General features: G+C 69.7%; 29 protein-coding genes. 8 read left to right on the top strand and 21 right to left on the bottom strand.

The genetic code is table 11. The annotated features are described in order from the left end of the window. Positions 1 to 37: 37 nt before the first annotated feature. The 4 genes from ACFV6X_RS07880 (at position 38) to ACFV6X_RS07865 (ending at position 2,700) form a co-directional block, all read left to right on the top strand. On the top strand, positions 38 to 418 hold the full coding sequence (locus ACFV6X_RS07880) for an ArsR/SmtB family transcription factor (protein ID WP_385379196.1): 381 nt from the start codon (positions 38 to 40) through the stop codon (positions 416 to 418). Continuing rightward, positions 415 to 1,254, top strand: coding sequence for an aquaporin (locus tag ACFV6X_RS07875; RefSeq protein ID WP_385379193.1), 840 nt, complete (start codon positions 415 to 417; stop codon positions 1,252 to 1,254). The genes ACFV6X_RS07880 and ACFV6X_RS07875 overlap by 4 nt, the downstream gene beginning before the upstream one ends. Positions 1,255 to 1,281: 27 nt before the next feature. Then, complete coding sequence (locus tag ACFV6X_RS07870) at positions 1,282 to 1,695, top strand: arsenate reductase ArsC (RefSeq protein WP_385379190.1); 414 nt, start codon at positions 1,282 to 1,284, stop codon at positions 1,693 to 1,695. 261 nt (positions 1,696 to 1,956) lie between these two features. After that, the gene (locus ACFV6X_RS07865) at positions 1,957 to 2,700 is read left to right on the top strand and encodes a chaplin (protein WP_385379188.1); all 744 of its coding nucleotides are present in this window, start codon (positions 1,957 to 1,959) and stop codon (positions 2,698 to 2,700) included. A gap of 437 nt (positions 2,701 to 3,137) precedes the next feature. Here ACFV6X_RS07865 and ACFV6X_RS07860 read toward each other — a convergent pair whose 3' ends face one another. Beyond that, positions 3,138 to 3,410, bottom strand: coding sequence for a hypothetical protein (locus ACFV6X_RS07860; RefSeq protein ID WP_385379185.1), 273 nt, complete (start codon positions 3,408 to 3,410; stop codon positions 3,138 to 3,140). A gap of 73 nt (positions 3,411 to 3,483) precedes the next feature. Further along, positions 3,484 to 4,233, bottom strand: coding sequence for a hypothetical protein (locus tag ACFV6X_RS07855; RefSeq protein ID WP_385379183.1), 750 nt, complete (start codon positions 4,231 to 4,233; stop codon positions 3,484 to 3,486). A 470-nt stretch (positions 4,234 to 4,703) separates the two neighbouring features. Here ACFV6X_RS07855 and ACFV6X_RS07850 point away from each other — a divergent pair, with 470 nt between their 5' ends. The 3 genes from ACFV6X_RS07850 (at position 4,704) to ACFV6X_RS07840 (ending at position 6,180) form a co-directional block, all read left to right on the top strand. After that, positions 4,704 to 5,189 carry a hypothetical protein gene (locus ACFV6X_RS07850; protein ID WP_385379180.1) on the top strand — a complete coding sequence of 162 codons (486 nt, stop codon included), beginning with the start codon at positions 4,704 to 4,706 and terminating at the stop codon, positions 5,187 to 5,189. Between the two features lie 207 nt (positions 5,190 to 5,396). Continuing rightward, complete coding sequence (locus ACFV6X_RS07845) at positions 5,397 to 5,678, top strand: hypothetical protein (RefSeq protein WP_385379178.1); 282 nt, start codon at positions 5,397 to 5,399, stop codon at positions 5,676 to 5,678. A gap of 205 nt (positions 5,679 to 5,883) precedes the next feature. Further along, a complete protein-coding gene (locus ACFV6X_RS07840; RefSeq protein WP_365446919.1) occupies positions 5,884 to 6,180 on the top strand; it encodes a hypothetical protein in 297 nt (98 codons plus the stop codon). A 127-nt stretch (positions 6,181 to 6,307) separates the two neighbouring features. Here ACFV6X_RS07840 and ACFV6X_RS07835 read toward each other — a convergent pair whose 3' ends face one another. From ACFV6X_RS07835 to rpsB, 11 genes are all read right to left on the bottom strand, one after another. Further along, positions 6,308 to 6,664: a hypothetical protein gene (locus tag ACFV6X_RS07835; RefSeq protein ID WP_385379175.1), complete on the bottom strand. Its 357-nt coding sequence runs from the start codon at positions 6,662 to 6,664 to the stop codon at positions 6,308 to 6,310. A gap of 313 nt (positions 6,665 to 6,977) precedes the next feature. Then, positions 6,978 to 7,292 carry a hypothetical protein gene (locus tag ACFV6X_RS07830; protein WP_385379172.1) on the bottom strand — a complete coding sequence of 105 codons (315 nt, stop codon included), beginning with the start codon at positions 7,290 to 7,292 and terminating at the stop codon, positions 6,978 to 6,980. 168 nt (positions 7,293 to 7,460) lie between these two features. Next, a complete protein-coding gene (locus ACFV6X_RS07825; RefSeq protein WP_385379169.1) occupies positions 7,461 to 7,802 on the bottom strand; it encodes a hypothetical protein in 342 nt (113 codons plus the stop codon). Positions 7,803 to 7,878: 76 nt separating this feature from the next. Continuing rightward, positions 7,879 to 8,124 carry a hypothetical protein gene (locus ACFV6X_RS07820; RefSeq protein WP_385379166.1) on the bottom strand — a complete coding sequence of 82 codons (246 nt, stop codon included), beginning with the start codon at positions 8,122 to 8,124 and terminating at the stop codon, positions 7,879 to 7,881. 255 nt (positions 8,125 to 8,379) lie between these two features. Further along, positions 8,380 to 9,762 (bottom strand): condensation domain-containing protein, encoded by a 1,383-nt coding sequence (locus ACFV6X_RS07815; protein WP_385379163.1) that lies wholly within the window; start codon positions 9,760 to 9,762, stop codon positions 8,380 to 8,382. Between the two features lie 163 nt (positions 9,763 to 9,925). Then, entirely contained in the window at positions 9,926 to 10,264 is a 339-nt protein-coding gene (locus tag ACFV6X_RS07810) for a hypothetical protein (protein WP_385379160.1), read from the bottom strand. Between the two features lie 222 nt (positions 10,265 to 10,486). Beyond that, positions 10,487 to 11,611 (bottom strand): phosphatidate cytidylyltransferase, encoded by a 1,125-nt coding sequence (locus tag ACFV6X_RS07805; protein WP_385379157.1) that lies wholly within the window; start codon positions 11,609 to 11,611, stop codon positions 10,487 to 10,489. Further along, positions 11,611 to 12,168: a ribosome recycling factor gene (gene frr, locus ACFV6X_RS07800; protein ID WP_365446906.1), complete on the bottom strand. Its 558-nt coding sequence runs from the start codon at positions 12,166 to 12,168 to the stop codon at positions 11,611 to 11,613. Before frr ends, ACFV6X_RS07805 begins: the two co-directional genes overlap by 1 nt. Before the next feature lie 184 nt (positions 12,169 to 12,352). After that, positions 12,353 to 13,111 carry a UMP kinase gene (gene pyrH / locus ACFV6X_RS07795; protein WP_365446904.1) on the bottom strand — a complete coding sequence of 253 codons (759 nt, stop codon included), beginning with the start codon at positions 13,109 to 13,111 and terminating at the stop codon, positions 12,353 to 12,355. A gap of 208 nt (positions 13,112 to 13,319) precedes the next feature. Continuing rightward, positions 13,320 to 14,156 (bottom strand): translation elongation factor Ts, encoded by an 837-nt coding sequence (gene tsf, locus ACFV6X_RS07790; RefSeq protein ID WP_385379153.1) that lies wholly within the window; start codon positions 14,154 to 14,156, stop codon positions 13,320 to 13,322. Between the two features lie 166 nt (positions 14,157 to 14,322). Further along, a complete protein-coding gene (gene rpsB, locus ACFV6X_RS07785) occupies positions 14,323 to 15,243 on the bottom strand; it encodes a 30S ribosomal protein S2 (protein ID WP_385379150.1) in 921 nt (306 codons plus the stop codon). Between the two features lie 272 nt (positions 15,244 to 15,515). Between rpsB and ACFV6X_RS07780 the strand changes: the two genes are divergently transcribed. After that, on the top strand, positions 15,516 to 16,202 hold the full coding sequence (locus tag ACFV6X_RS07780) for a M23 family metallopeptidase (RefSeq protein ID WP_385379148.1): 687 nt from the start codon (positions 15,516 to 15,518) through the stop codon (positions 16,200 to 16,202). A gap of 93 nt (positions 16,203 to 16,295) precedes the next feature. On the opposite strand, the gene ACFV6X_RS07775 is transcribed toward ACFV6X_RS07780, so the two are convergent. The 8 genes from ACFV6X_RS07775 to lepB form a co-directional block, all read right to left on the bottom strand. Beyond that, positions 16,296 to 16,850 (bottom strand): TetR/AcrR family transcriptional regulator, encoded by a 555-nt coding sequence (locus tag ACFV6X_RS07775; RefSeq protein ID WP_385379305.1) that lies wholly within the window; start codon positions 16,848 to 16,850, stop codon positions 16,296 to 16,298. Positions 16,851 to 16,943: 93 nt separating this feature from the next. Continuing rightward, entirely contained in the window at positions 16,944 to 17,786 is an 843-nt protein-coding gene (gene whiG, locus ACFV6X_RS07770; RefSeq protein ID WP_385379145.1) for an RNA polymerase sigma factor WhiG, read from the bottom strand. Positions 17,787 to 18,057: 271 nt separating this feature from the next. Beyond that, the gene (dprA, locus tag ACFV6X_RS07765) at positions 18,058 to 19,218 is read right to left on the bottom strand and encodes a DNA-processing protein DprA (protein ID WP_385379142.1); all 1,161 of its coding nucleotides are present in this window, start codon (positions 19,216 to 19,218) and stop codon (positions 18,058 to 18,060) included. After that, positions 19,215 to 20,840, bottom strand: coding sequence for a YifB family Mg chelatase-like AAA ATPase (locus tag ACFV6X_RS07760; protein ID WP_385379139.1), 1,626 nt, complete (start codon positions 20,838 to 20,840; stop codon positions 19,215 to 19,217). Before ACFV6X_RS07760 ends, dprA begins: the two co-directional genes overlap by 4 nt. Before the next feature lies 1 nt (position 20,841). Further along, complete coding sequence (locus ACFV6X_RS07755; RefSeq protein WP_385379136.1) at positions 20,842 to 21,204, bottom strand: YraN family protein; 363 nt, start codon at positions 21,202 to 21,204, stop codon at positions 20,842 to 20,844. Between the two features lie 130 nt (positions 21,205 to 21,334). Beyond that, positions 21,335 to 21,643: a DUF2469 domain-containing protein gene (locus ACFV6X_RS07750; RefSeq protein ID WP_003965949.1), complete on the bottom strand. Its 309-nt coding sequence runs from the start codon at positions 21,641 to 21,643 to the stop codon at positions 21,335 to 21,337. A 56-nt stretch (positions 21,644 to 21,699) separates the two neighbouring features. Next, positions 21,700 to 22,221: an NUDIX hydrolase gene (locus ACFV6X_RS07745; RefSeq protein WP_385379133.1), complete on the bottom strand. Its 522-nt coding sequence runs from the start codon at positions 22,219 to 22,221 to the stop codon at positions 21,700 to 21,702. Then, positions 22,211 to 22,975, bottom strand: a complete 765-nt coding sequence (gene lepB / locus ACFV6X_RS07740) for a signal peptidase I (protein WP_385379131.1) — start codon at positions 22,973 to 22,975, stop codon at positions 22,211 to 22,213. Before lepB ends, ACFV6X_RS07745 begins: the two co-directional genes overlap by 11 nt.

Below are 22,975 nucleotides of genomic sequence, written 5' to 3'. Positions count from 1 at the left end.
GCTTGCGCTCAGGATAGACGTTCGTCAATATAGAAGAATGTCGAAGCAAGAACTCGTGGTGGTCGGGCAGGACGATCGATCCACCGGCTGCTGCCCAGTGCTGCTGGCCACGCCGTTGGACGAGGAACAGGCGACCGATCTGGCGAAGGTCTTCAAGGCGCTGGGCGACCCGGTGCGGCTGCGCCTGCTCTCGCTGATCGCTTCACGGGCCGGCGGCGAAGTCTGCGTGTGTGAACTGACCCCGGCCTTCGACCTGTCCCAGCCGACGATCTCGCATCACCTCAAGTTGCTCCGACAGGCGGGGCTGATCGACTGCGAGCGCCGGGGCACGTGGGTCTACTACTGGGCGCTGCCCGACACCCTGGACCGGCTCTCGACGTTCCTCACCACCACGCACGAGACCGAGGCGACAGCGTGAGCGCATCGCTCGGGCGCCGGACCCTCGCCGAGGCCGTCGGGTCGGCCGCCCTGGTCGTGGTGGTGGTCGGCTCCGGCATCCAGGCCACCGAACTGACCGAGGACGTCGGAGTGCGGTTGCTGGCCAACTCCCTGGCGACCGTGTTCGGCCTGGGCGTACTCGTGGCGCTGCTCGGGCCGGTCTCCGGCGCGCAGTTCAACCCCGTTGTCACGCTTGCGGCCTGGTTCGCCGGCCGCCGCACCCCCGACGGGCTCACCCGCCGCGATGTGGCCGCGTACCTCCCCGCGCAGACGGCCGGGGCGATCGGCGGCGCCGTCCTCGCCGACGCGATGTTCGCCGAACCCTTGATGCAGTGGTCAACCCATGACCGCTCCGCCGGTCACCTGTTGCTCGGCGAGATCGTCGCGACGGCCGGCCTTGTCTTCCTGATCCTCGGGCTCGTCCGGACCGGGCGGGCCCGTTACGCGCCAGTGGCCGTGGCGTCCTACATCGGAGCGGCGTACTGGTTCACGTCCTCCACGTCGTTCGCCAACCCGGCCGTCACCATCGGCCGTGCCTTCACCGACACGTTCGCGGGCATCGCGCCGGCCTCTGTCCTGCCGTTCATCGCGGCGCAGTTCACCGGCGCCGCGCTCGGCCTGGCCCTCGTGGCCGCCGTATTCACCAAGCCCGCAGCCTCAGCCACAGCCACACCGGCACCACTCACAGCCGCACCCGCACCCCCACCACCGGCAGCCGGACCCACACCCACCCCCGCACCCGCACCCGCACCCGCACAGACGGGAACCGTCCCCGTCCAAGGCGAACCCGAACGCGCCGCTCCCCCCAACTCCTGACGCGCCACAGCCAGAAAGACACCCGCCATGACCACTTCCGCCGAGCGACCGTCCGTCCTGTTCGTCTGCGTCCACAACGCCGGGCGCTCCCAGATGGCCGCCGCCTTCCTGACTCACCTCGCAGGCGAGCGCGTCCAGGTGCGTTCCGCCGGTTCCGCCCCCGCCGACACCGTGAACCCCGCTGTCGTCGAAGCCTTGGCCGAGGTGGGTATCGACATCTCGGCCGAGGTCCCCAAGGTGCTCACCGTGGAAGCGGTCCAGGCGTCCGACGTCGTCATCACGATGGGCTGTGGCGACACCTGCCCGTTCTTCCCCGGAAAGCGTTACCTCGACTGGGAGCTCCCGGACCCGGCCGGGCAGGGAGTAGGAGCTGTTCGCCCGATCCGCGACGAGATAGAAAAGCGCATCCGCGGCCTGATCGACGAGATCATGGGCGACTGACCTTCCATTCCGCTACGGGCTCACATAAGCAGTCCACGCCAAGTGCGCTTATCCGATTGAACGGGGACCGCATTTCGCCTTCCGAGACCCTGGTCGGCCCACTCCGGATCGGTGACGCAGTCCGAGGGCTAGTGCCCGAGGGTGGCCTCGAAGACCACACCCATAACTCTGATCGCGAACGGGCGTTTTATGAGTGCGGGTGAGTACCCGCGATGGTGTCAGGAAGGTAATTAACCTATGAAACGGGTTACCCGAAACAGTGTGTTCGCCGTCGCCGCCGCGTCCGGCGCGATGGCCATGGCGCTTCCCATGTCCGCCGCCTTCGCGGCCGACGGAAGCAGCGCCGAGGGAGTGGCGGCCGGCTCGCCCGGGGTGGCCTCGGGCAACGCCATCCAGATCCCGGTGAACGTGCCGGTGAGCATCTGCGGCAACACGGTGAACGTCGTGGGCCTGCTCAACCCGGCAGCGGGTAACTCCTGCGCGAACAAGGGCGCGGCGAAGGCCGCCGGTTCGCAGGACAGCACCGCCTCGGAGGACAGCACCGCTTCGGAGGAGAGCACCGACTCCGCCGCTTCCAGCGTGTCCGGCGGGGCGTCGGCGCAGGGGCTCGCCACGGATTCGCCCGGGCTCCTCTCGGGCAACGGCATCCAGCTCCCGATCGATCTGCCGGTGAACGTCTCCGGGAACAGTGTCAACGTGGTCGGCGTGGGCAATCCGGTCTTCGGCAACTCGTCGGTCAACGGCCCTGGCGAGCCCAGCCAGCCCCCGAAGACCTCGACCCCGAACATCCCGGCCCCGAGCACCCCGGCCCCGAGCACCCCGGCGAAGCCGGTGACCCCGAGGTCCCCGGCTCTCGTCCCGGCTCAGCCGGGCCCGCACGTCGAGGTGCCCCAGCTGGCCCACACCGGAGCGGACCTCGCGGCCCCGGCTGTCGCCGGCACCGCCGCGCTCCTCGTCACGGGCACGATCCTGTTCCGTCGCTTCCGTCCGGGCCAGGCCCGCTGACTGACCCGGCCGCCACACGGCCGCACGGGGTGTGCCCTGAGAAGGGGACGTCCTGATGGCCGACATGGCGAGACCGATCCCGGTCGCCGAAGCAGGAATGCAGGCTGATCTCGGACCCCGATCAGTTCTGCCGGGTCAAGCCGCCGTCACTGTCGCCGCACAAGGCGTCAGGACGGCGGCTTCCGCTTTGCCGCCGATGCCTGCCGCTGCGGACCGTCAGGCGTGACCCCGCTGGGCGCAGGCTCGTTAGACGGATGCGTTCCTTGGAAGAGACAGGGCCCCGGGAGAGGTCAGTGACACCTTCTCCCGGGGCCCGAGGCGCGTGCGAAGCAAGCCGGTGATCCACGCCGATGGACCAGTCGAAGGCATCGGCGGTGGTACGCGTCAGCGGCCGCCTTCCGGCAGCCGCTGGCGTCGAATTGATATGTGCGTGTCGGTCAGAGGGCCTGGCTGTTGCAGCCCATGTCCGAACCGAGGTGGTTCTGCTGCGCCCCCGGGTTCCCTTCGCCGTTCAGCAGGTTGCCCGCCAGGCCGGTGAGGGCGCCGACGCTGCCGATCACCTCGATGTTCATGTCGTGCGAGCGGCACTCGATGCCCTGCGTGAGCTCGAGGTCGTTGCCCAGGTCATCGGCGACGGCGTTGGTGCCACCGAGGGAGCCGACGCTTCCGAGGATGGCGCCTACGAGAACGACCTTCTGAAACTTGCGCATTGCTACTCCGTTGTTCGAGCGGATGGGGGGTGCAACAGGAGGAGTTGGTATGGCGGGCGGTTGCGAGCGGCCGTCAGCCGAGTCGCGGAAGTCCCAGTTGGCCGATGGGCGGTGCCGCGAGCTGCCCGAGGCCGACCGGCGACAACTCCGGTGCGGTCGGCGGCGCGACGAGCGGGTTGACGATCGGGTTCACCTGCGGGTTGATCTGCGGGTTCAGCTGCGGGGCGACCTGCATCGGGGGCTCCGGAGCGAAGGCCTGCGGGACGGCGACCTGCGGGGCGACCTGGGGCATGACCTGCGGTACGACCTGGGGCATGACCTGCGGCTGCTGCGGCGGGGCAGCCTGGACCGGCTGCTGCGGGTACGGCGCCGGAGCAGCCTGCTGGGGGTACGGCGCCGGAGCGGCCTGCTGCGGGTACGGCGCCGGAGCGGCCTGCTGGGGCGGCGGCGACGTGGCGGCCTGCGCCGTTCCCTGCGACGAGGCAGCGGAGTAGGCGTAGCCGCTCTGCTGTGGCGCCGGCGGGGCAGCCTGGACCGGCTGCTGCGGGTACGGCGCCGGAGCGGCCTGCTGCGGGTACGGCGCCGGAGCGGACTGCTGTTGGTAGGGCGAGGCGGCGGCCTGTGCCGTTCCTTGCGACGCGGCCGCGGCGGCAGGACCTGCCTGCTGCGGGGACTGCGGGGCGGCCGCAGGGTGATCGGGAGCCGACATCGGAGCGCCACTGCCGTATCCCCCGGGACTATCGGCATGGCTGGCGTCGGCGCCGATGCCGGTCAGACCGCTGGCCGCTGCTACCACGAGCGCGGCCTTGTGAAGCTTGCGCATTAAACCCTCGGCCCTTCGATACCTGTAACGGTAATCCATTGCATTCAGCGCGCGGTCACGCGTGCAGGTGGGCACGCGACGCGCACTACGACTTCAGCAGCGGTCAATCTTGAGGAGCACGCGGACTTCGCATCGGAGCCAGCAGCGAATTCCCTCACGCGTCTTCAGGTTCACGGTTGCTGCCCTCCCCCGTGGAACGAGGTCTTCTTCGCCACGGTCACGGCACAGGAAGGTCCGTCACCCATTTGCCGCTATCGACAGAGCAGTTGAGGCGCGCGCCGACACCCTTGCGTCAAACGGGTGACCACGATCCGGCGCCCGTATCTGGGTCCGCGCCAACTTCGTTCCCCACGGGGCAAGAACGATGGTCCGTCGCACGCCGCAGAGGGCGGCAGAACTGCGACGACCGCGCTGCCTCATCAGCATTTCACCAGGTTCCGTGCACAGGTCAATGAAGGGCCGAGGATTCCATGCGCAAGCTTCAGCAAGTCGCGCTCATCGTCGCAGCAGCCGGCGGTCTGTCCGCCGTCGGTGCCGGCCCAAGCTCCGCCGCCACTCCCGTCACCTACGACGGGGCGCCGCCTCCCGTCTCGCAGCCGGACGCCCAGGCCGCCTCGGCCACCTCCGCGCAGGCATCCGCGCAGACCTATGGCTCGCCGACTCCGCAGCACGCGGCTCCGCCGCGGGGCACCCAGGTCAGCCCGCAGGTCAACCCTCAGCTGAACCCGCAGATCAGCCCCCAGCTCTCTCCGCAGGCCCCGCCGGCCCAGCAGACCGGGCAGGCCGCCCCGGCGAGCCAGGCCAACCTGTTCCGCCCCTCCCAGGAGTGCAGCCCGCAGAACCTGCTCTCCGCGAATGTCCCGGTCGCCCTGCTCGCCGCGTCCCAGACCCGGGGCGTCGACTGCACCCAGGCCAACAGCCAGGCGAACTCGTTCGCCAATGCGCGGGCGAACTAACGCCATTGAACGGCCAGGCGTCGACCGCGGACACCGTGATTGCGACGCCTGAGCTTTGGTATGCGATACGGCTTTCGGGTGCTATTACCGCAGGATCACGAGATCGGCGCGTCGTCGCCCCGCTTTGCCGTATTTCGCATTAATCTCCCGTAACTGTAGAAAGTCGATCTTCCACAGATCGCACCCACTCACTTCACCGGAGATGACATGCGCAAGCTTCGCAACGTTGCCGTGCTGGTCGCTGCAATCGGCAGCATCGGACTCGTGGGCGGCACCGCCCACGCCGACCAGGGCAAGGGCAGCGACGGCGACAAGTTCCACATCACGCAGAGCTCGCAGTGCAAGTCGCACGACCTGAACCTTGACGTCCTCGGCCAGGTCGGCCTGCTCAACGGCCTGCTGGGCAACGGGCTCAACGGCGAGGGCAACCCGGGCGCCCAGTCCACCCACATCGGTTCCACGATGGGCTGCAACAACAGCGCCTTCTGAGGTTTTGACCGACGCCAGGTCGTCAGTCAGTTGATGGTCCCGGCACCCGGCCACAGGGCAGGGCGCCGGGACCATGTGCGTCGGCAGGCCTGCGGGAAAGACGGCATCTCCCGCGGCCAAAGCGCCACCGCAGGTCTTCGGGTATTTCTCGTCAGCCTTCGCCTGGAACGCTGATCGTTCGCTCTCTCACTCCCTTGGAGATGCCATGCACAAGCTCAGCACCGCAGCTTTCCTCGTCGCCGCATTCGGGAGCGCGGGACTCCTCGCCGCCGGAACTGCCCACGCCGACCAGGGCGGCTACGGCAGCAGCAACGGCAACGGCGGCTACAGCATCGTTCAGAGCACCACCTGCGGGTCGCACGACGCCAACGTCGACATCCTCGGCCAGGTCGGCGTCGGCAACGGCGTGGGCGGCAACCTCCTCAACGGCGAAGGCAACTCGGGCGCGCAGCAGAATTCCCTGGGTTCGACGATGGGCTGCAACAACGAGGTCGGCCAGTAGGGCGAATCCTGTCCGTTGCCCCGGCCGGCGGTCGGGGCAACGGGCTTTTCTCTGTCCGCCGACAGGCTCGGTGCACAAGAAAATGCCGGGCCGGGATGAATCCCAGTCCGGCATTGGCCGACGTCTCTCAGAAATCGAAATGCGGCCTCGACCCCTCGGGGATCTTCGCCGTGTTGGAGCAGTCCACAACCGCGCCGGCTCCGGCCGTCTCGGGCTTTTCGCCCAGCAGTTGGTACTCCCGGAACACTACGTTCGGCCGGTCGACCGTCGTGCACTGCTGCTCCTGCCTGACGATGTGCTCCCCGTCCTTCTTGACGTGGGTCTCGCTCTTGCGAATGCAGACGGCGTCACCCTGTGCGGCGCTGCCGCAGTCACCTGAGCGTCCTTCTGCGTGTGCGTGTCCGGCGCCGACAGAGATCGCGGCGAGGCTTCCGACGATCGCCGAGATGGCGGCGAGCTTCCGCGGAGTGAACATGTGCTGCATTCCTTTACGACGCAGGCCCGGGCGCTGGGGCCAATTGACCGGTTGCGCCCGGGCCGAGAAGGGAAAATGATCATTTTGCGTCTGGCCGCGCTGTCAGACGTACCAGACGGCGGAATTGCCGCAGCCCGGACGCATATCCTGATGAACAGCCGTGCGTCCGGGCTGCCTTCGCCAGGGATGTCACTCGGCGCACGGTGGAGCGGGCCGAGTTGTCACCGGACGAGGCCGTTGCGGTGGTGCGATGTGCATCGGCTTCCGCAGAAGATCGATGCGTATGTGGCAGTACTGAGAAGAAGAGCCCTCGGTACGCCCTTTACTCGCCTTCGCCGTGCTGGCCGTAGTCCTGCTCGGGCGCGGCCTGGTGCTCCTCCGGCCCGGCCTGGTGCTGCTCCGGCGCGGCCTGGTGCTGCTCGGGCGCGGCCTGGTGCTCCTCCGGCCCGGCCTTCTTCTCGGCCTGCGGCTGAGCGTAGTAACCGCCCCCGACAGCCAGGGCGGTGGCCGACGAGTTGGCAACGGCGGAGACGGGAACCGCGTTCTCGCCATCGCCGGCGAAGCTGACCCCGGCACCGAAGGCGGACAGCCCCGCGACCGCCACAGCTACGACCGCAGCACGCTGAAACTTGCGCATGGTATGACCCTTTCTTGTCCAGGCACGGCGCCTGGCTTGACTACTCAGTGTGAGGATATACACACGTTTCGTCACATCTCAGGATCTACACCTCGGGTGTCGTGTCGCATGTTCGCTGCGTCACGCGGGGGGCGTCGCGCCGGGGGGAAGGATCGGGGTCGCCCGGACTCAACTCAGCAGGCCGACCGTCTCCAGCGTGGCGTCGGCCTCGTCGGGCGCTCCCGTTGTCGCGGGCGAGCAGGTCACCTTCGGCCCGATCTGCGTCGTCCCGTTGCCCCAGGCCGCGGGCAACGTCAAGGGCTGCACCGGGGTGCAGGTCTCGTGGTGCGGGATGACACCGTCTTCGGGGATCACGCCCTCGATGTGCTGACTGCAACTGATGTTGCCCAGGAGGTCACGGTTGCAGGAACCGGGGCCCCTCACTTCAGACGCACTGGTGACACCGGTGCAGGTCACCACGAGGCCGCCGGCGAGCACCAGGACAGCCGCGATCTTCTTGCTGCTGGACATGTGATGCGCTTTCCTTCGTTGGGATGCCCGATCCGCTCGGACAACGGGCGCGCCGGGCGCGATGACGCCGCGGACGTCAGCCGGTGAAGTCGTTGTTGAACTGGCCGCAGGTCGTGTCCATGGTGCCGGCGATGCCGAGCACACCGATCGGAACGTCGTTTTCGGACACCGTCTGCGGGCTGCACTCCTGGTAGGGGCGGTAGAGGTCGTACACCTTCTGCCCACTGTCGGTGGTGTCGGCGACAGCGGTGCCGGCGCCGACGGCGGACAGGCCGCCCGCCGCCGCCACTGCTGCGATCACGACCTGCTGAAGCTTGCGCATGGAACCCTCGGCTTTTCGCTCGTACATCGAGGCTGATTGCCTAACGTGACTGCACAAACGCTATCAGTAACCACACGCGGCTTTCCACACCGGACATCCCTTCCGTGGGGCATTACCTCACAACAACACCGCATGGGCGAATTGGCCTTATAAGAAGCTGAATTGAAGTTCGGTGGGTGCCGTCACGTGGGGCGTACGGGCGTCAGGTACGACTCGGCGCCCGCATCAACGCGGGGAAAGCGGAGCGCAGTTGCGTCAACAGGGGGCCGGCACGGAGACGATCAGGTCCCGCAGGCTCTCGACGTACCGCCGCACGTTCTTGTAGGCGACGTCGGTGTCCGGGTAGCGGCAGGCGAACCACAGGCCCTCGTGCAGCCTGTTGACCCAGGCGCACACCTGGTCTCCGTAGGAAACCCGGATCAGTCCATAGGCTTTTCTCTCGGTCCAACGGGCCGAGCCGGGAATGAGGCGGGCGTCGACATACGAGACGATCGAATACATATCTGGCGACGTCGGCCGGAAGTCCGTGCCGAGCAGCCGCAGTACGCGGGCCAGGGGAATGCGCGCCAGCGACCGGTTGGCCCGCAGCTCGGCGCGGACCGTTTCCAGCGCCCCGTCGAAGTCCCGCGCCGCGGGCACCTCGATAGGGGCGCCACCGACGTACCAGCCCACGGAGTCCGACCACGCGGACTTCAGCCGGGTGTGGAACGGCACGACCGTGCGGTAGACCGGCTGCCCACCGAGTTCGTGGACGATCAGGCTGGTGGCGGCCAGAATGCCCACCAGGCTGCCGCCGTAGGGTCGGCAGTACGTCTCGAACGCGGCTGCGGCGTCCGCGTCGACCAGCGGCTCGCACATGAGCTTCTGGGTGGGCAGTACGTCACCGGGCCGCAGACCGAGGTCGACGGGGAACTCCGGCAGCCTTCCGTCGCATCGGCCGATGAACTCCCGCCAGCGAGCCACGATCGTGTGTGTGTCGTCGATCCCGTCGGCGTTCGCCCGCTCCTGCCGGCAGAAGTCGACGTAACTTCCCGCGGTGATGCCGATGTCGGGTCGTCCCATGACGTCCGCAATGTACAACTCGTGGATCTCGTCGGGGATGCGCTGGAGGGAGTAGGCGTCGACGTTGGTGTGGTCGAAAGCCATGTACACGCTGGTGGATTCGTCACGGACGACCGCCGCGTAGATGAAGTTCGGCCAGCCGAGGGCGTCCGCCGCCACATCGAATCGGTTCTGCAGGTAGTGGATCAGCGCCTCCGCGTCGGCGAAGTCGCCGACGACCTCGCGCCGCAGCGACACCTCGTTCTCGGGGAGCGTGAACCGCTGCATGTCGTCGCCGGCCCATCGGAAGCCGCTGCGCAGCGTCTCGTGACGCAGCGTCCAGCCGTGCAACGCCCGTTCCAGCGCGTCGAGGTCGGCGCGGCCCGGCAGGTCGAAGGCCGTGCCGAGCCATGTCGGTACGAACAGTCCGTCCTCGCGCACCGATCGCGCGGTCCTGATGTGCGACTCCTGGATGTATGCCGGCGGCCGCGGATCCGACGGCAGCGCTGCCGCGGCCGATACGGTCGCCTTGCTGAACGTCCACTCGACGAGCTGTCCGGGCCGGACCTCACAGCGCTGAATGTCAGAAATTCGCACGGTGGCGTCTCCTTCGCAGAAGACACCAGCTTGATCAAGGGGGGGCTGTCCGTACGCGGTGATCGCTGTGTCGTCGACTTTTCAGCAGCACGTGTGATGTCTCGAACGCTGAAGCGGGCCCTCGACGTTGGTCGTCGCCCGGTCTTCGCGCTCCAGTCGTCGATCAGGGAGCGAAGACCTGCGTGAGGTGATGGGTCAGGGCCGTCACGGACGGCGGGGTGACGCGAGCGCCGATGTAGCCGTCGGGGCGGATGAGCAGGGCCGTTGGACCCTCACCCACCTCGTAGCCGTGGCGGAACTCGCCCCGGCTGTCCCACAGGACGGGCAGCCCGGCCCCGTCGGCATCCGTCCCGGCGGCGAGCACCGCGTACACCTCCACGTGATCGTGACTCGCCGTGCGCGCCTCGGCGGCCAGGTCCGCGAAGGTGCCCGCGTGTCCGTCCGCGTCCGCGTAGAGCAGCAGGACATGACCCCGGTCGCGGAGTGCGTCGTACAGGCGCATCGGATAGGGGTCGTCAGGATCGGCCTGGATGCCCTCCCTGGCATGCCGGACCGGTCAGTACGTCGGTGTCCATCGCTCACCTCCCGTCACTTCGGCCTCGAAGGACTGAACACGCACCGCAGGTCGGAGAGTTCAGGGCTCGGTGTGGGAGATGCGGGCCCGCGGGAACGACCAGAGCCCCCGCCCGTCACAGGGCAGGGGCTCTCCGACGCGGACGACGGCTCAGCCGGAACCCACGAACAGCACCAGCAGCAGCCACACCACCGGTGCCGTGGGCAGCAACGAGTCCAGCCGGTCCATGATCCCGCCATGCCCCGGCAGCAGCGTGCCCATGTCCTTGATGCCGAGGTCGCGCTTGATCATCGACTCGCCGAGGTCGCCCAGCGTGGCGCTCGCGGCGACCGCGAGGCCCAGGAGCAGGCCCTGCCACCATGTGCCGTCGTCGATCAGGAACTGCATGCACAGCGCACCGGCGGCCATCGCGAAGCTGACCGCGCCGATCAGGCCCTCACGGGTCTTGCCGGGGCTGATGCGCGGGGCGAGCTTGTGCCGCCCGAAGCGCCAGCCCACCGCGTAGGCGCCGGTGTCGCTGACCACGGTGAGCAGCAGGAACATGAAGACCCGTTGCGGCCCGTCGTGCGCGGTCAGCATCATCGCGACGAATGTCGCGAGGAACGGCACGTAGAAGGCGGCGAAGACCCCGGCCGTGACGTCCTTGAGATAGCCCTCCGGCGGTTCCGTCATCCGCCAGACCAGTACCGCGAGTGCGGTGAGCGCCATCGCCACCCATGCGCCCTCGGCGCCCCGCACGTACCCGGCGACGACCATTGCGGCACCGCCGACCGCGAGCGGCACCAGCGGCGCGTGGATGCCCTTGCGCTCGTCCAGCCGCTTGGTCAGCTCCCACAGGCCCACCACCACGGCCACCGCGACGACCCCGACGAACACCGCCTTGACGATGAACAGGGAGGCGACGATCACCGCACCGAGTCCGACCCCGACACCTATCGCCGCACCCAGGTCACGGCCCGCACTCTTCTTCCGCGGTGCGGGTGCCGGCTGAGGGGCGTCGTGCATGGGCTCCGGATTCTGCGGCACCGTGCCGTAGGGCGGCGCCGACGGGCTCTCGTCGCGGAACAAGGGGCCGCCCAGCCGAGCGGCCCCCCGGTCGTCATCCTGGTCTCCGCCATGTGCGGATACGTCGGGCACGATGGGCATGGGGCGAGTCTGCTGCGCGTCAAGCGCATCGTATGTGGGACCCGCCGGGGCGGCCCCCTGGACAGGCCCCCGGTCGGACGGCCCCCAGTACCCGGCGTGGGGCGGTGCCCCCCAGGGAGAGTCGTTCATCAGACCTCGAGCAGCTCGGCTTCCTTGTGCTTGAGCAGCTCGTCCACCTGGGCGACGTACTTCGCCGTGGTGTCGTCGAGCTCCTTCTCGGCGCGACGGCCCTCGTCCTCGCCGACCTCGCCGTCCTTGACGAGCTTGTCGATGGCGTCCTTGGTCTTGCGGCGGACGGAGCGGATGGACACCTTGGCGTCCTCGCCCTTGCCCTTGGCGACCTTGATGTACTCGCGCCGGCGCTCCTCGGTCAGCTCGGGGAACACCACCCGGATGATGTTGCCGTCGTTGCTCGGGTTGACGCCCAGGTCGGAGTCCCGGATCGCCTGCTCGATGTTGCGCAGCGCGCTCTTGTCGAACGGGGTGACGACCGCCATCCTCGGCTCCGGCACGGAGAACGAAGCCAGCTGGTTGATCGGCGTCGGCGCGCCGTAGTAGTCGGCCACGATCTTGTTGAACATCGCCGGGTGCGCACGGCCGGTGCGGATCGCGGCGAAGTCCTCCTTGGCGACCACGACGGCCTTCTCCATCTTCTCCTCGGCTTCGAGGAGGCTCTCTTCGATCACCACTTGCTCCTGCGTGTCTTGAGTAGGCCCGGCTGCGGTTCCTTGGCGGCGGCGGCCGGCTGCGTCGCGTCTTCTTCCTGCACGGTTCCCGACCCGTAGAACATTGTCCATCCCCCGGCCTGGGTCCGTCCCGTCCGTCCCCCGGACAGGTGGCGTTCCGGCGGACGGCGTGGCTGAAACCGGGTCAGCCCCGGCTGCCCTGGTCACCCACCAGCGTGCCGATCTTCTCACCCTTGACGGCGCGGGCGATATTGCCCTCCGTCAGCAGCTCGAAGACCACGATCGGCAGCTTGTTGTCGCGGCACAGCGTGATGGCGGTGGCGTCGGCCACCTTGAGGTCGCGGGTGATGACCTCGCCGTAGCCGAGCGAGTCGAACTTGACCGCGTCCGGGTTGGTCTTCGGGTCGGAGTCGTAGACCCCGTCCACACCGTTCTTGCCCATCAGCAGTGCCTCGGCGTCGATCTCCAGGGCGCGCTGGGCGGCGGTGGTGTCGGTGGAGAAGTACGGCATGCCCATACCGGCGCCGAAGATGACCACGCGGCCCTTCTCCAGGTGCCGTACGGCCCGCAGCGGGATGTACGGCTCGGCGACCTGCCCCATGGTGATGGCGGTCTGCACCCGACACTGGATGCCCTCCTTCTCCAGGAAGTCCTGGAGGGCGAGGCAGTTCATCACGGTGCCGAGCATGCCCATGTAGTCCGAGCGGGCGCGGTCCATGCCGCGCTGCTGGAGTTCGGCGCCGCGGAAGAAGTTGCCGCCGCCGATCACGATCGCGATCTGCGCGCCGTCACGGACCACGGCCGCGATCTCGCGCGCCATGGCGTGCACCACGTCCGGGTCGACGCCCAGGCCCCCGCCGCCGGAGAAGGCCTCTCCGGACAGCTTCAGCAGAAACCGGCCGCGTACTTTGCCGTCGTCGCTCTTCTGGGCCTTGGTGGTCATGGGGTTCTCGCCTCTTTTACGGTTGCACATACGAAGAAGGCCATTGCCGGTGGTGGGTTTCTCTCCCCTACACCGCAATGGCCTCCTCGTCAGATCTGCTGTCGTCCGTCGCGGGCGCTGGCGCGCCGGCCCACGCGAGCGACGTGGACGACTGCGGTCGACCCTAGCGGCATTCCGCCCCGGGCCGCGCGTCGATCGCGGTACGGACTCAGATGCCGACCTTGATGCGCGTGAAGCGCTTCAGGGTGACACCGGCCTCGTCCAGGATCTTCTGGACCGACTTCTTGTTGTCGAGCGCGTACGGCTGACCGAGCAGCGTGGCGTCCTTGAAGAAGCCGTTCACACGACCCTCGACGATCTTGGCGATCGCGGCCTCGGGCTTGCCCTCGGCGCGGGTGGTCTCCTCGGCGATCCGGCGCTCGGTCTCGACGACCTCGGCCGGGACGTCCTCCTTGGAAAGGTACTTCGGCGCGAAGGCGGCGATGTGCTGCGCGACGCCCTTGGCGACCTCTGCGTTCGGCTTGTCGAGCTCGACGAGGACACCGATCTGCGGCGGCAGGTCGGGCATCGTGCGGTGCATGTACGCGGTCACGAAGCCGTCGGAGAACTGCGCGAAGCGGTCCAGAACGATCTTCTCGCCGAGGTTGGCGTTGGCCTCGTCCACGTACGCCTGGACGGTCTTGCCGGCCTCGATCTCGGAGGCGAGCAGGGCCTCCAGGTCGGCCGGGGAGGTCTTGGCGACGTGCTCGGCGATGGCGCGGGCGGCGGCCTGGAACTTGTCGCCCTTGGCGACGAAGTCCGTCTCGCACTTCAGCTCGACCAGGACGCCGGAGGAGTTGTCGTCGGCGATGATGGAGACCACGGCGCCGTTCTCGGCGGAGCGGCCCTCACGCTTGGCGACGCCCTTCTGGCCCTTGATGCGCAGCGCCTCGACAGCCTTCTCGACGCTGCCGTCGGCCTCGTCCAGCGCCTTCTTGCAGTCCATCATGCCGGCGCCGGTGAGCTCGCGGAGCTTCTTGACGTCGGCGGCGGTGTAGTTCGCCATGAGTCTGTGAATCTTTCTCGAAGTCTGGAAGATCGAAGATCTACGGGTTCGAACGTCTGCGGGTTCTACGGTCTACATGTAGATCCAGACCCTGGACGTACCCGTGACCTACGGGTGAACGGCGGGAGCGGACTGCGTGTCACCGCTCCCGCCGCACACCGACGGGTCAGGCCTGCTCGGCGTCCGCGGCCGGCGCCTCGGGGGCAGCCTCGGCGGCCGGAGCCTCGGGGGCCGCGGCCTCGGGGGCGGCCTCAGCGGCCGGCGCCTCGGGGGCGGCCTCGGCAGCCGGGGCCTCTTCCTCGGAGTCGGCCTTCTTCTCACCCTCGAGCAGGTCGCGCTCCCACTCGGCGAGCGGCTCGCCCGCGGCCTTCTCGCCCTTGCCCTCACCGGCACCACCGGAGCGGGCGATCAGGCCCTCGGCGACGGCGTCGGCGATCACGCGGGTGAGCAGGGTGACGGAGCGGATCGCGTCGTCGTTGCCCGGGATCTTGTAGTCGACCTCGTCCGGGTCACAGTTGGTGTCGAGGATGGCGACGACCGGGATGTTCAGCTTCCGGGCCTCGCCGACCGCGATGTGCTCCTTCTTGGTGTCCACGATCCAGACGGCGCTGGGCACCTTCTGCATCTCGCGGATACCACCGAGGGTCTTCTCCAGCTTGGCCTTCTCGCGCGAGAGCACGAGAAGCTCCTTCTTGGTCAGACCGGAAGCGGCGACGTCCTCGAAGTCGATCTGCTCGAGCTCCTTGAGGCGCTGCAGACGCTTGTAGACGGTCGAGAAGTTGGTGAGCATGCCGCCCAGCCAGCGCTGGTTGACGTAGGGCATGCCGACGCGGGTGGCCTGCTCGGCGATGGCCTCCTGCGCCTGCTTCTTCGTGCCGACGAACATGACCGTGCCGCCGTGGGCGACGGTCTCCTTGACGAACTCGTAGGCGCGGTCGATGTACGACAGCGACTGGAGCAGGTCGATGATGTAGATGCCGTTGCGCTCCGTGAAGATGAAGCGCTTCATCTTCGGGTTCCAACGACGGGTCTGGTGACCGAAGTGGACGCCGCTTTCCAGCAGCTCCCGCATCGTGACGACGGCCATGGCCGTTCTCCTCGTGTTTCTCGGTTGTGCCGCGGGGGCCGGACGGCTCCCGCGCCTGACGCCCACATGCGCCGTGCCACAAGGGACCGAGGGGCGCTGATACGGACCGTTTCCGGCCCTGATATCGGGGCGTGCGAAGTCGACCCGGTGACCCGGATCGCCACCAGAAGTGTACGGGACCGCCGACCCCCCGGGTGACGCGGCTGTCCACAACCCGGCGGTACTCCACAGGCCGGGGCCCGGACGGTGGCCGATACGGCACGGTTCGTTCCATGCGAGCGAAGCGAAGCGCACGAGCGACGTGCGTCCTGTTGCTGGCCCTGACGGCAGCGGCCCCGGCCGACGCGGCCGACCCACAGCCGGCGGCGGCCCCGGCCAGTCCGCAGGCCCCGGTCCCGACAGCGGACACCTCGGTTCCGGGCCAGGACGCCTCGGTTCCTGGCCCGGACGCCCCGGCTTCTGGCCCGGACACCTCGGTTCCGGGCCGGGACGCCTCGGTTCCGGTGATCGGCCGCGCGTGGCCGGTGGGGGCCCGCCCGCCTATCCTCCGCGGCTGGGAACCCCCGGCGACCCGCTACAGCAGCGGCCACCGCGGGGTGGATCTCCCGGCCCCGCCGGGAACACCGGTTCGAGCCGTCGCGCCGGGCCGGGTCTCCTACGCGGGCAGGGTGGCCGGAAAGGGCGTGGTCTCACTGGAACTCGCAGGAACCGGCGACCCACCCCTGCGAACGACCTACCAGCCGGTCCACGCCTCGGTACGCAAGGGCGAGGAGGTCGCCGCCGGAGAGGTGATCGGCACGGCGGAGGCCTCCGGTGCCCACTGCGCCACGCCGTGCCTCCACTGGGGCCTGCGAAGAGGCGAGACCTACTTGGACCCGCTGTCGCTGCTGCCACCGTGGCTGCTGCGGAGAGAGCCGTCACGCCTGTTGCCGGTACTGGGGTTGCCACTCCCGGCATAGCCGGACCAGCTGACCGGCACCGGGCGCAGCCCAGTCGGCCTCCGCAGCCCCACAGCCCCTGCAGCCCCCCACAGCCGGCAGCGCAGCCGACCCTCAGCCGCGCACGCCCCGAAGCACCATCGACACCGTGGCCTCGGCCACCACCGGCGGCTCCTCCACATCCAGCTCGATCCGCCGCACGGCCGAGTCCACGACCCCTTGCACCAGCATCGCCGCCAGGCGGGGCTCCACGTGCCCCATGTCCCGCAACGCGTCCACGATCATCGCCACGAGCCCGCCGTGCGCCGCACGGATCTTCTCCCGGGCCCCGGCGTCCAGCTCGCTCGCGGAGATCGCCACGACGGCCCGGTGCCGCCGGTCCCCCACCAGCGCGAGCTGCGCCCGCACATACGCCTCGGTCTTGGCCTCGGCGCCGTCCACCGCGGCCATCGCCGCCTCGACCTCCGCCGCCCAGACCGGGAAGTCGACCTCGCACAGCTCCTCGACCACGGCGGCCCGGGAGCGGAAGTACTCGTACACGGAGGACCGCGCGAGGCCCGTCCGCTCGGCGAGGGCCGGGAAGGTCAGCGCCTCCGTCCCGCCCTCGGACAGCAGGGAACGAGCCGCGTCCAGCAAGGCGGCTCGCTGCATCGACCGGTGCTCGGCCACGGAGGCCGCTCGAATCCTTGGCACGTCGTCCACTTTACGGACGCACCACCCCGGGCGGGAGGCAGCACACCACCCCGCCGATATCAGACCAGGTCAGCGGCCGAAGCCCGCCAGTTTCGCGCGCAGCTGGAGGACGGACTTGGTGTGGATCTGGCTCACCCGGCTCTCGGTCACCCCGAGCACGTTGCCGATCTCGGCGAGCGTGAGCCCCTCGTAGTAGTACAGCGTGACCACGGTCTTCTCCCGGTCGGGCAGCGTGTTGATCGCCCGCGCCAGAAACCGCCGCAGCTCTCTGTCCTCGGCCACCTCCACCGGATTGTCCGCGGCGGTGTCCTCCAGCGTGTCCATGAGGCTCAGCCGGTCGCCGCCCTCGCCGCCGACATGCAGCAGCTCCTCCAGCGCGACGACGTTGGCGAGTGACAACTGGCTGAAAACCGCGTGCAGTTCATCCACCGGGATGCCCAGCTCGGCGGCCACCTCCCCCTCGTTCGGCGTCCGTCTCAGCCGCGCCTCCAGCGTCGCGTACGCCCGCTCCACGTTCCGCGCCTTCTGCCGCACCGAGCGCGGGATCCAGTCCAGCGCCCGCAGCTCGTCGATCATCGCGCCCCGGATCCGCGTGATCGCGTACGTCTCGAACTTGATCTCGCGGTCGATGTCGAACTTCTCGATCGCGTCGATCAGACCGAACACTCCGGACGAGACGAAGTCCGCCTGCTCGACATTGGGCGGCAGCCCCACGCTCACCCGTCCCGCCACGTATTTCACCAGCGGCGAGTAGTGCAGAATCAGCTGCTCCCGCAGCCGCTCGTCCCCCGTCTCCTTGTACGACCGCCAGAGCTCGTCGAGCGTCGAGGGAGCGGGCGGCCGATCGCTGCCACCATCGCGGGCGGCTGGGGGGATCGCCGCCCGGTCGGACCCGGAGGTGTGCTGGGGCATTCGTCGCCTTGTGCCGTTCTGCCGTGAAGGGTGGTACGTGGGTGAGCTGTCGCTCTGGTGTCGAGTTGCCGGACTGTGTCTGGATCCATGTGAGCGTAGCGTGACTGAAGAGTCGCGGTGTGCGAAGGACGGGGGCGGCACCGTGCGCAGAAACGTTCCACGGGGCGCTCCACCGGGGCATGGCGGTCGCTCTCCGTGACCGCCATGACCAGCCCAACTGCCGGATTTCGCAAGGACATCGACATTCCCCCGGACGGCCGAACACGCTCCGTCAACATACGTCCCGTCCACCGCGAACGGAGATCATCGCCTGGCGTGTCAACTTCCAGCCATCGCCGTGTCGTTCGACGTAACCAAGTGCCCGGAGTTCGTACAGCCTCGCGATCGCGTCGTCCTCGGTCGTCGGCACTCCCCTGGCGATCTCCGCGGCGGTGGCCTCCCCGTGCCCGGGCACTGCGGCCAGGACAGGCCGAACACCGGGCGGCAGCAGGTCGCGCGGCAGCACCGGCCCACGCCGGGCGGGCGCCAGCTCACCCATGTCGCCGACCAGCTCGACCACCTCGGCGGCGTCGGTGACCAGCGTCGCCTCTCCGCGCAGCAGCTCGTGCACCCCCGCCGACTGCGCGCTGGTGGCCGGCCCGGGCACGCCCATGGTGTGCCGCCCCAGCCGCTGCGCCGCCCGCGCCGTGACCAGCGAACCGCTGCGGAGCGCGGCCTCTACGACCACGGTCCCCCGGGTCAGCGCGGCGATCACGCGGTTGCGCACGATGAACCGGCTGGGCGTCGGATGGTCCCCCGGCGGCAGCTCGCCCACCACCAGCCCCTGCTCGGCGATTCTGCCGATCAGCCGCGTGTGCCCGCGGGGGTAGGGCCGGTCGACGCCGCAGGCCAGCACGGCGACCGTGGCTCCGCCGGCGCCGAGGGCGCCCCGGTGGGCGGCGCCGTCGACACCGTAGGCGCCGCCGGAGACGACCACCCAGCCGCGCTCGGCAAGGCCGGCGGCGAGGGTGACGGCCATGTGGGCGCCGTACTCGGTGCAGGCGCGGGCACCCACGACGGCGACGGACCGAAGCGCCCACATCCGCAGGCCGGCCGGTCCTCGCACCCAGAGCCCCAGTGGTCGGCCGTCCCCGAGGTCGTCGAGCTGCCCGGGCCACTCCGCCGTCCCCGGACGCACGAACCGCACCCCCGCCGCCCCGGCCGCCTCAAGGTCGCGCTCCGGTTCGGCCCGCCGGGCCCGCGCCCGCAGCCCGGCCCACCGCTTCTCGCTCACGCCCGCCAAGGGCGCCCCCTCACCGCGTAGTCGCCGCACCAACTCACCGACCCCCAGCTCGCGCACCCACCGCCCGGCCACCTCGTCACCGGGCTCCAGCACCCGGGTGAGGAAGATCCGTCCGAGCAGCTCGTCGTCCGGATCGCCGGCGCCGGTCACGTCAGCGCCCCGATGGCCATCGGGGCGCCGCGCGGCACGCCGGTGCGCAGTTGCAGCGCCAGGGCCACGTCCGTCGCGCCGGGCCGGTCGTGCCCCACGAGGTCCGCCACGGTCCAGGCGACGCGCAGGACCCGGTCGAGTCCGCGGGCCGTGAGCACGCCACGCTCCAGATTGCGCTCGGCCTCGTCCATCGCGCCGATCTCGGCGTACCAGCGGCTGCGCAGCTCTCTGCCGGGCACCTCGCTGTTCGTCCGCCACGGAGTGCCCGCGAGGCGGGCGGCCGCCCGCTCCCGGGCGGCACGCACCCGTTCCGCGACGGCCAGGGAGGACTCGCCGCGGGCCCCGCGATCGGTGAGCTCGGCCCGCGTGACGCGGTCGACCTCGACGCGGAGGTCGACCCGGTCCAGCAGCGGCCCCGAGAGCCGGGCCTGGTAGCGGCGGATCGCGGAGGGCGGGCACTCGCACAGGTCCTCCCGCTGGGAGAAGCGCCCGCACGGGCACGGGTTGGCGGCGAGCACCATGAGGAACCTGGCGGGGAACCGGACCACCCCCGCACTGCGGGCGATCACGACATGCCCCGCCTCCAGGGGCTGTCGCAGGGCGTCGAGGACCTGGCTGCTGAACTCCGGTGTCTCGTCGAGGAACAGCACACCCCGGTGGGACAGCGACACGGCGCCGGGCCGGGCGACGCCGGCGCCGCCGCCGACGAGCGCCTGCATGGTGGCCGAGTGGTGCGGGGCGCAGTAGGGGGCGATGTCGATCAGCGGCTTGCCGTGCGGCAGCAGTCCGGCGACCGAGTGCACCGCCGTGACCTCGAGGGACTCCTCCCGGGTGAGCCGGGGCAGAATCCCCGGCAGCCGCTCGGCGAGCATCGTCTTGCCGGCGCCGGGCGGGCCCTCCAGGAACAGGTGGTGCCCGCCGGCGGCGGCGACCTCCACCGCCGTACGCGCCGAGATCTGACCCACGACGTCGGCCAGGTCGTGCCCGTGGTCGTGCTGGGCGGCTCCGACGCTGTGCATGCCCGTGGCCGAACGCGCGCCGGGCACGCGCAGCCCGGCCAGCAGCTGATCGGGGCGGCCGTGTACGGCGAGCTCCTCCTCCGGCACGGGCTCGTCCGCCAGGACGGCGATCAGCTGACGCAGACTGCGGACTCCCAGCACGGACACCCCGGGGACGAGTACCGCCTCGGCGGCCGCGCACTCGGGTACGACCACCTGCTCGTAGCCCGCGTCCGCCGCGGCCAGCACGGCCGGCAGGATGCCGCGCACCGGCCGCACCCGTCCGTCCAGGCCGAGCTCCCCGATCATCACGATGTCGGCGAGCACCCGAGGGTCGATGCGCTCACCGGCCCCCAGCACCGCACAGGCGACGGCCAGGTCGAACCCGCTGCCGGCCTTCGGCACCGACGCCGGGCTGAGCCCGACCGTGAGCTTCTTCTGCGGCCACTGGGCGCCGGAATTCACGACGGCCGCCCGCACCCGGTCGCGGCTCTCGGTCAGGCTCTTGTCAGGCAGCCCCACCAGCGTGAACGCGGCGACGCCCGGTTCCAGGTCGGCCTGGACCTCCACCACCACGCCCTCGACGCCGACGAGGGCTACGGAGCACGTACGCGCGAAGCCCATTTCAGGACACCCCCCGCGCGTGTTCGACGACGGGCGCGCCGCGGTCGGGCAGGACGACGCCGATCAGATCGATGCGGACGCCTCCGGGTGGGGCGCCGCCATGGGTGTGGATCCACTGCTCGGCGAGGGCGCGCAGTCGCTCGGCCTTGTCCGGCGGGACGGCGGCCATCGGATGCTGGAAGCGGCCGACCCTGCGTGTCTTCACCTCGCAGACGACCAGGACGTCCCCGTCCCGCGCCACGATGTCGATCTCGCCGGTCCTGCCACAGCGCCAGTTGCGCCCCAGGACCGTCATACCGGCCGCCACCAGCCGCCGGGCGGCCAGTTCCTCGCCGTACCTGCCGATTGCGTCTCGTGCGTTCATGTCGGCACCTCCTTGGGCGCCAACGGTCACGCATCCACCACCACGAAGTGGATCTTGGTGGGCTACTCAGCGGTTGTGGACAACTTCGTCGCCCACACGAGCGGCACAGACGGGCCGTCCTGGGGATTCATCACCCGCCCGGCAGTTCGAGGTCGCTCTTGTTCAGCTCCTCGATGTTCACGTCCTTGAACGTGAGGACACGCACCTGCTTCACGAACCGAGCCGGCCGGTACATGTCCCAGACCCAGGCGTCCGCCATGGACACCTCGAAGAACACCTCACCCTGGACCGAGTGCACCTGCATCTCGTAGTCGTTGGTCAGGTAGAAACGCCGCTCGGTCTCGATCACGTATTTGAACAGACCGACGACATCGCGGTACTCCCGGTAGAGCTTGAGCTCCATCTCGGTCTCGTACTTTTCGAGGTCCTCGGCGCTCATGGCATGTTCCCCTTCAGCCGTGCGATCCCACCATTGTGCGCCAGTCCCGGGAGCCCCTAGACGATTTCCGTGTCCAGGATCTCCGGCCTGGCGGGGGGACCTTCGTCGAGCAGCCTGCGCAGCAGCTCGGCGAGTCTGGTCGGATACACCGTCTCATGAGCCCGGGTCAGATCCTCACAGGTCCACCACCGGGCCCCCACGACACTGCGTCGCTCCAGCTCGGTGAGCGCGACCGCCTCCGTCGCCGTCTGGGTGGTGCGGGCCAGGTAGTACCACTCGTCCTGGTCCCAGCGCCGCCCGGCGAACGGGAAGGAGCACAGCCGTCGCCACAGCACCGGACCGAGCTGGACCTCCGTGATTCCGGTCTCCTCCGCGAGTTCCCGCAGTGCGGCCTCCTCACGGGTCTCCGTGCCCTCCAGTCCGCCGCCCGGCGTGAACCACCAGTCGTCCGCCGGATCGTCCGGCTCGTGGCCGTGCAGCAGCAGGATCCGGTCGTCGGGATCGAGCAGCACGACCCTGGCCACCTTGCGGGCGCGGCCGCCGTCGATCTCGTACCCCGCCGTCGCCTCAGCGGGCACCGGTGGGCTCCGTCCGCTTCCGCGGTCCCAGCAGCTTCGCGACCGGTCCGTACGCGCCGCCTCCGAGCACCAGCACCGCGCCTGCGACGATCACGAAGCCGATCGTCCGCAGCGGGCCCGGCGAGGAGAGGCTGCCGAGGGCCTCAAAACCGGTGGGGCGGGCCAGCATGCCGTCCAGGGGGAAGACGACGGCGTCCACCCGGGCGGAGACGTCGTCGCGCGCCACCGTGCCGCTCGCGGCGTCCGTGAGGTGGGCGGTGGAGTCCAGGGAGCCCTGCCGCTCGTCACCGAGCAGGAACAGGCGTCCCTCGGGCACGTTCACCGTGAAGTTCATGTCCCCGGCCGGCTGTCCCTCGGCCAGGTACGGTTCCTCGATCGCCTTGCCGTTCACGGTCAGCCTGCCGTTCTGGCAACAGGACACCCGGTCCCCGCCGACGGCCACCACCCGCTTGATCAACGGCGCGTCACCCCAGGTCGCGTCCTTGAACACGACGACGTCACCGCGGCGCACCTCACCGCCGTCGACGCGCTGCGCCAGCACCCGGTCACCCGCGTCGATGGTCGGCGTCATGGAGCGGGTGGGCACGGTGTAGGGCAGATAGGTCACCGCCGCCCAGCCGAAGCCGCCCAGGAACAGCACAAGGCCCAGCGCGACCGCCAGCCCGGACAACCGCTGTCCGGTCCGGCCGCCCGCCGGGCCCCTGCTCGTTCCACCGCTGTGCGGTGCCGTACGTGTCGCGTTCTCGCCACCCAT

This window comes from Streptomyces sp. NPDC059861 (genome assembly GCF_042731435.1).
Classification (GTDB): Bacteria; Actinomycetota; Actinomycetes; order Streptomycetales; family Streptomycetaceae; genus Streptomyces.
The sequence above is the reverse complement of the archived record's forward strand: the minus strand, read 5'-3'. Positions and strand labels throughout refer to the sequence as shown.

Coding starts and splice junctions, on each gene's coding strand:
- ACFV6X_RS07880 (WP_385379196.1), top strand. CDS start 38: ATGTCGAAGCAAGAACTCGTGGTGGTCGGGCAGGACGATCGATCCACC.
- ACFV6X_RS07870 (WP_385379190.1), top strand. CDS start 1,282: ATGACCACTTCCGCCGAGCGACCGTCCGTCCTGTTCGTCTGCGTCCAC.
- ACFV6X_RS07860 (WP_385379185.1), bottom strand. CDS start 3,410: ATGCGCAAGTTTCAGAAGGTCGTTCTCGTAGGCGCCATCCTCGGAAGC.
- ACFV6X_RS07855 (WP_385379183.1), bottom strand. CDS start 4,233: ATGCGCAAGCTTCACAAGGCCGCGCTCGTGGTAGCAGCGGCCAGCGGT.
- ACFV6X_RS07850 (WP_385379180.1), top strand. CDS start 4,704: ATGCGCAAGCTTCAGCAAGTCGCGCTCATCGTCGCAGCAGCCGGCGGT.
- ACFV6X_RS07845 (WP_385379178.1), top strand. CDS start 5,397: ATGCGCAAGCTTCGCAACGTTGCCGTGCTGGTCGCTGCAATCGGCAGC.
- ACFV6X_RS07840 (WP_365446919.1), top strand. CDS start 5,884: ATGCACAAGCTCAGCACCGCAGCTTTCCTCGTCGCCGCATTCGGGAGC.
- ACFV6X_RS07835 (WP_385379175.1), bottom strand. CDS start 6,664: ATGCAGCACATGTTCACTCCGCGGAAGCTCGCCGCCATCTCGGCGATC.
- ACFV6X_RS07830 (WP_385379172.1), bottom strand. CDS start 7,292: ATGCGCAAGTTTCAGCGTGCTGCGGTCGTAGCTGTGGCGGTCGCGGGG.
- ACFV6X_RS07825 (WP_385379169.1), bottom strand. CDS start 7,802: ATGTCCAGCAGCAAGAAGATCGCGGCTGTCCTGGTGCTCGCCGGCGGC.
- ACFV6X_RS07820 (WP_385379166.1), bottom strand. CDS start 8,124: ATGCGCAAGCTTCAGCAGGTCGTGATCGCAGCAGTGGCGGCGGCGGGC.
- ACFV6X_RS07810 (WP_385379160.1), bottom strand. CDS start 10,264: ATGCGCCTGTACGACGCACTCCGCGACCGGGGTCATGTCCTGCTGCTC.
- ACFV6X_RS07805 (WP_385379157.1), bottom strand. CDS start 11,611: ATGAACGACTCTCCCTGGGGGGCACCGCCCCACGCCGGGTACTGGGGG.
- pyrH (WP_365446904.1), bottom strand. CDS start 13,111: ATGACCACCAAGGCCCAGAAGAGCGACGACGGCAAAGTACGCGGCCGG.
- tsf (WP_385379153.1), bottom strand. CDS start 14,156: ATGGCGAACTACACCGCCGCCGACGTCAAGAAGCTCCGCGAGCTCACC.
- rpsB (WP_385379150.1), bottom strand. CDS start 15,243: ATGGCCGTCGTCACGATGCGGGAGCTGCTGGAAAGCGGCGTCCACTTC.
- ACFV6X_RS07780 (WP_385379148.1), top strand. CDS start 15,516: ATGCGAGCGAAGCGAAGCGCACGAGCGACGTGCGTCCTGTTGCTGGCC.
- whiG (WP_385379145.1), bottom strand. CDS start 17,786: ATGCCCCAGCACACCTCCGGGTCCGACCGGGCGGCGATCCCCCCAGCC.
- ACFV6X_RS07760 (WP_385379139.1), bottom strand. CDS start 20,840: ATGGGCTTCGCGCGTACGTGCTCCGTAGCCCTCGTCGGCGTCGAGGGC.
- ACFV6X_RS07755 (WP_385379136.1), bottom strand. CDS start 21,204: ATGAACGCACGAGACGCAATCGGCAGGTACGGCGAGGAACTGGCCGCC.
- ACFV6X_RS07750 (WP_003965949.1), bottom strand. CDS start 21,643: ATGAGCGCCGAGGACCTCGAAAAGTACGAGACCGAGATGGAGCTCAAG.
- lepB (WP_385379131.1), bottom strand. CDS start 22,975: ATGGGTGGCGAGAACGCGACACGTACGGCACCGCACAGCGGTGGAACG.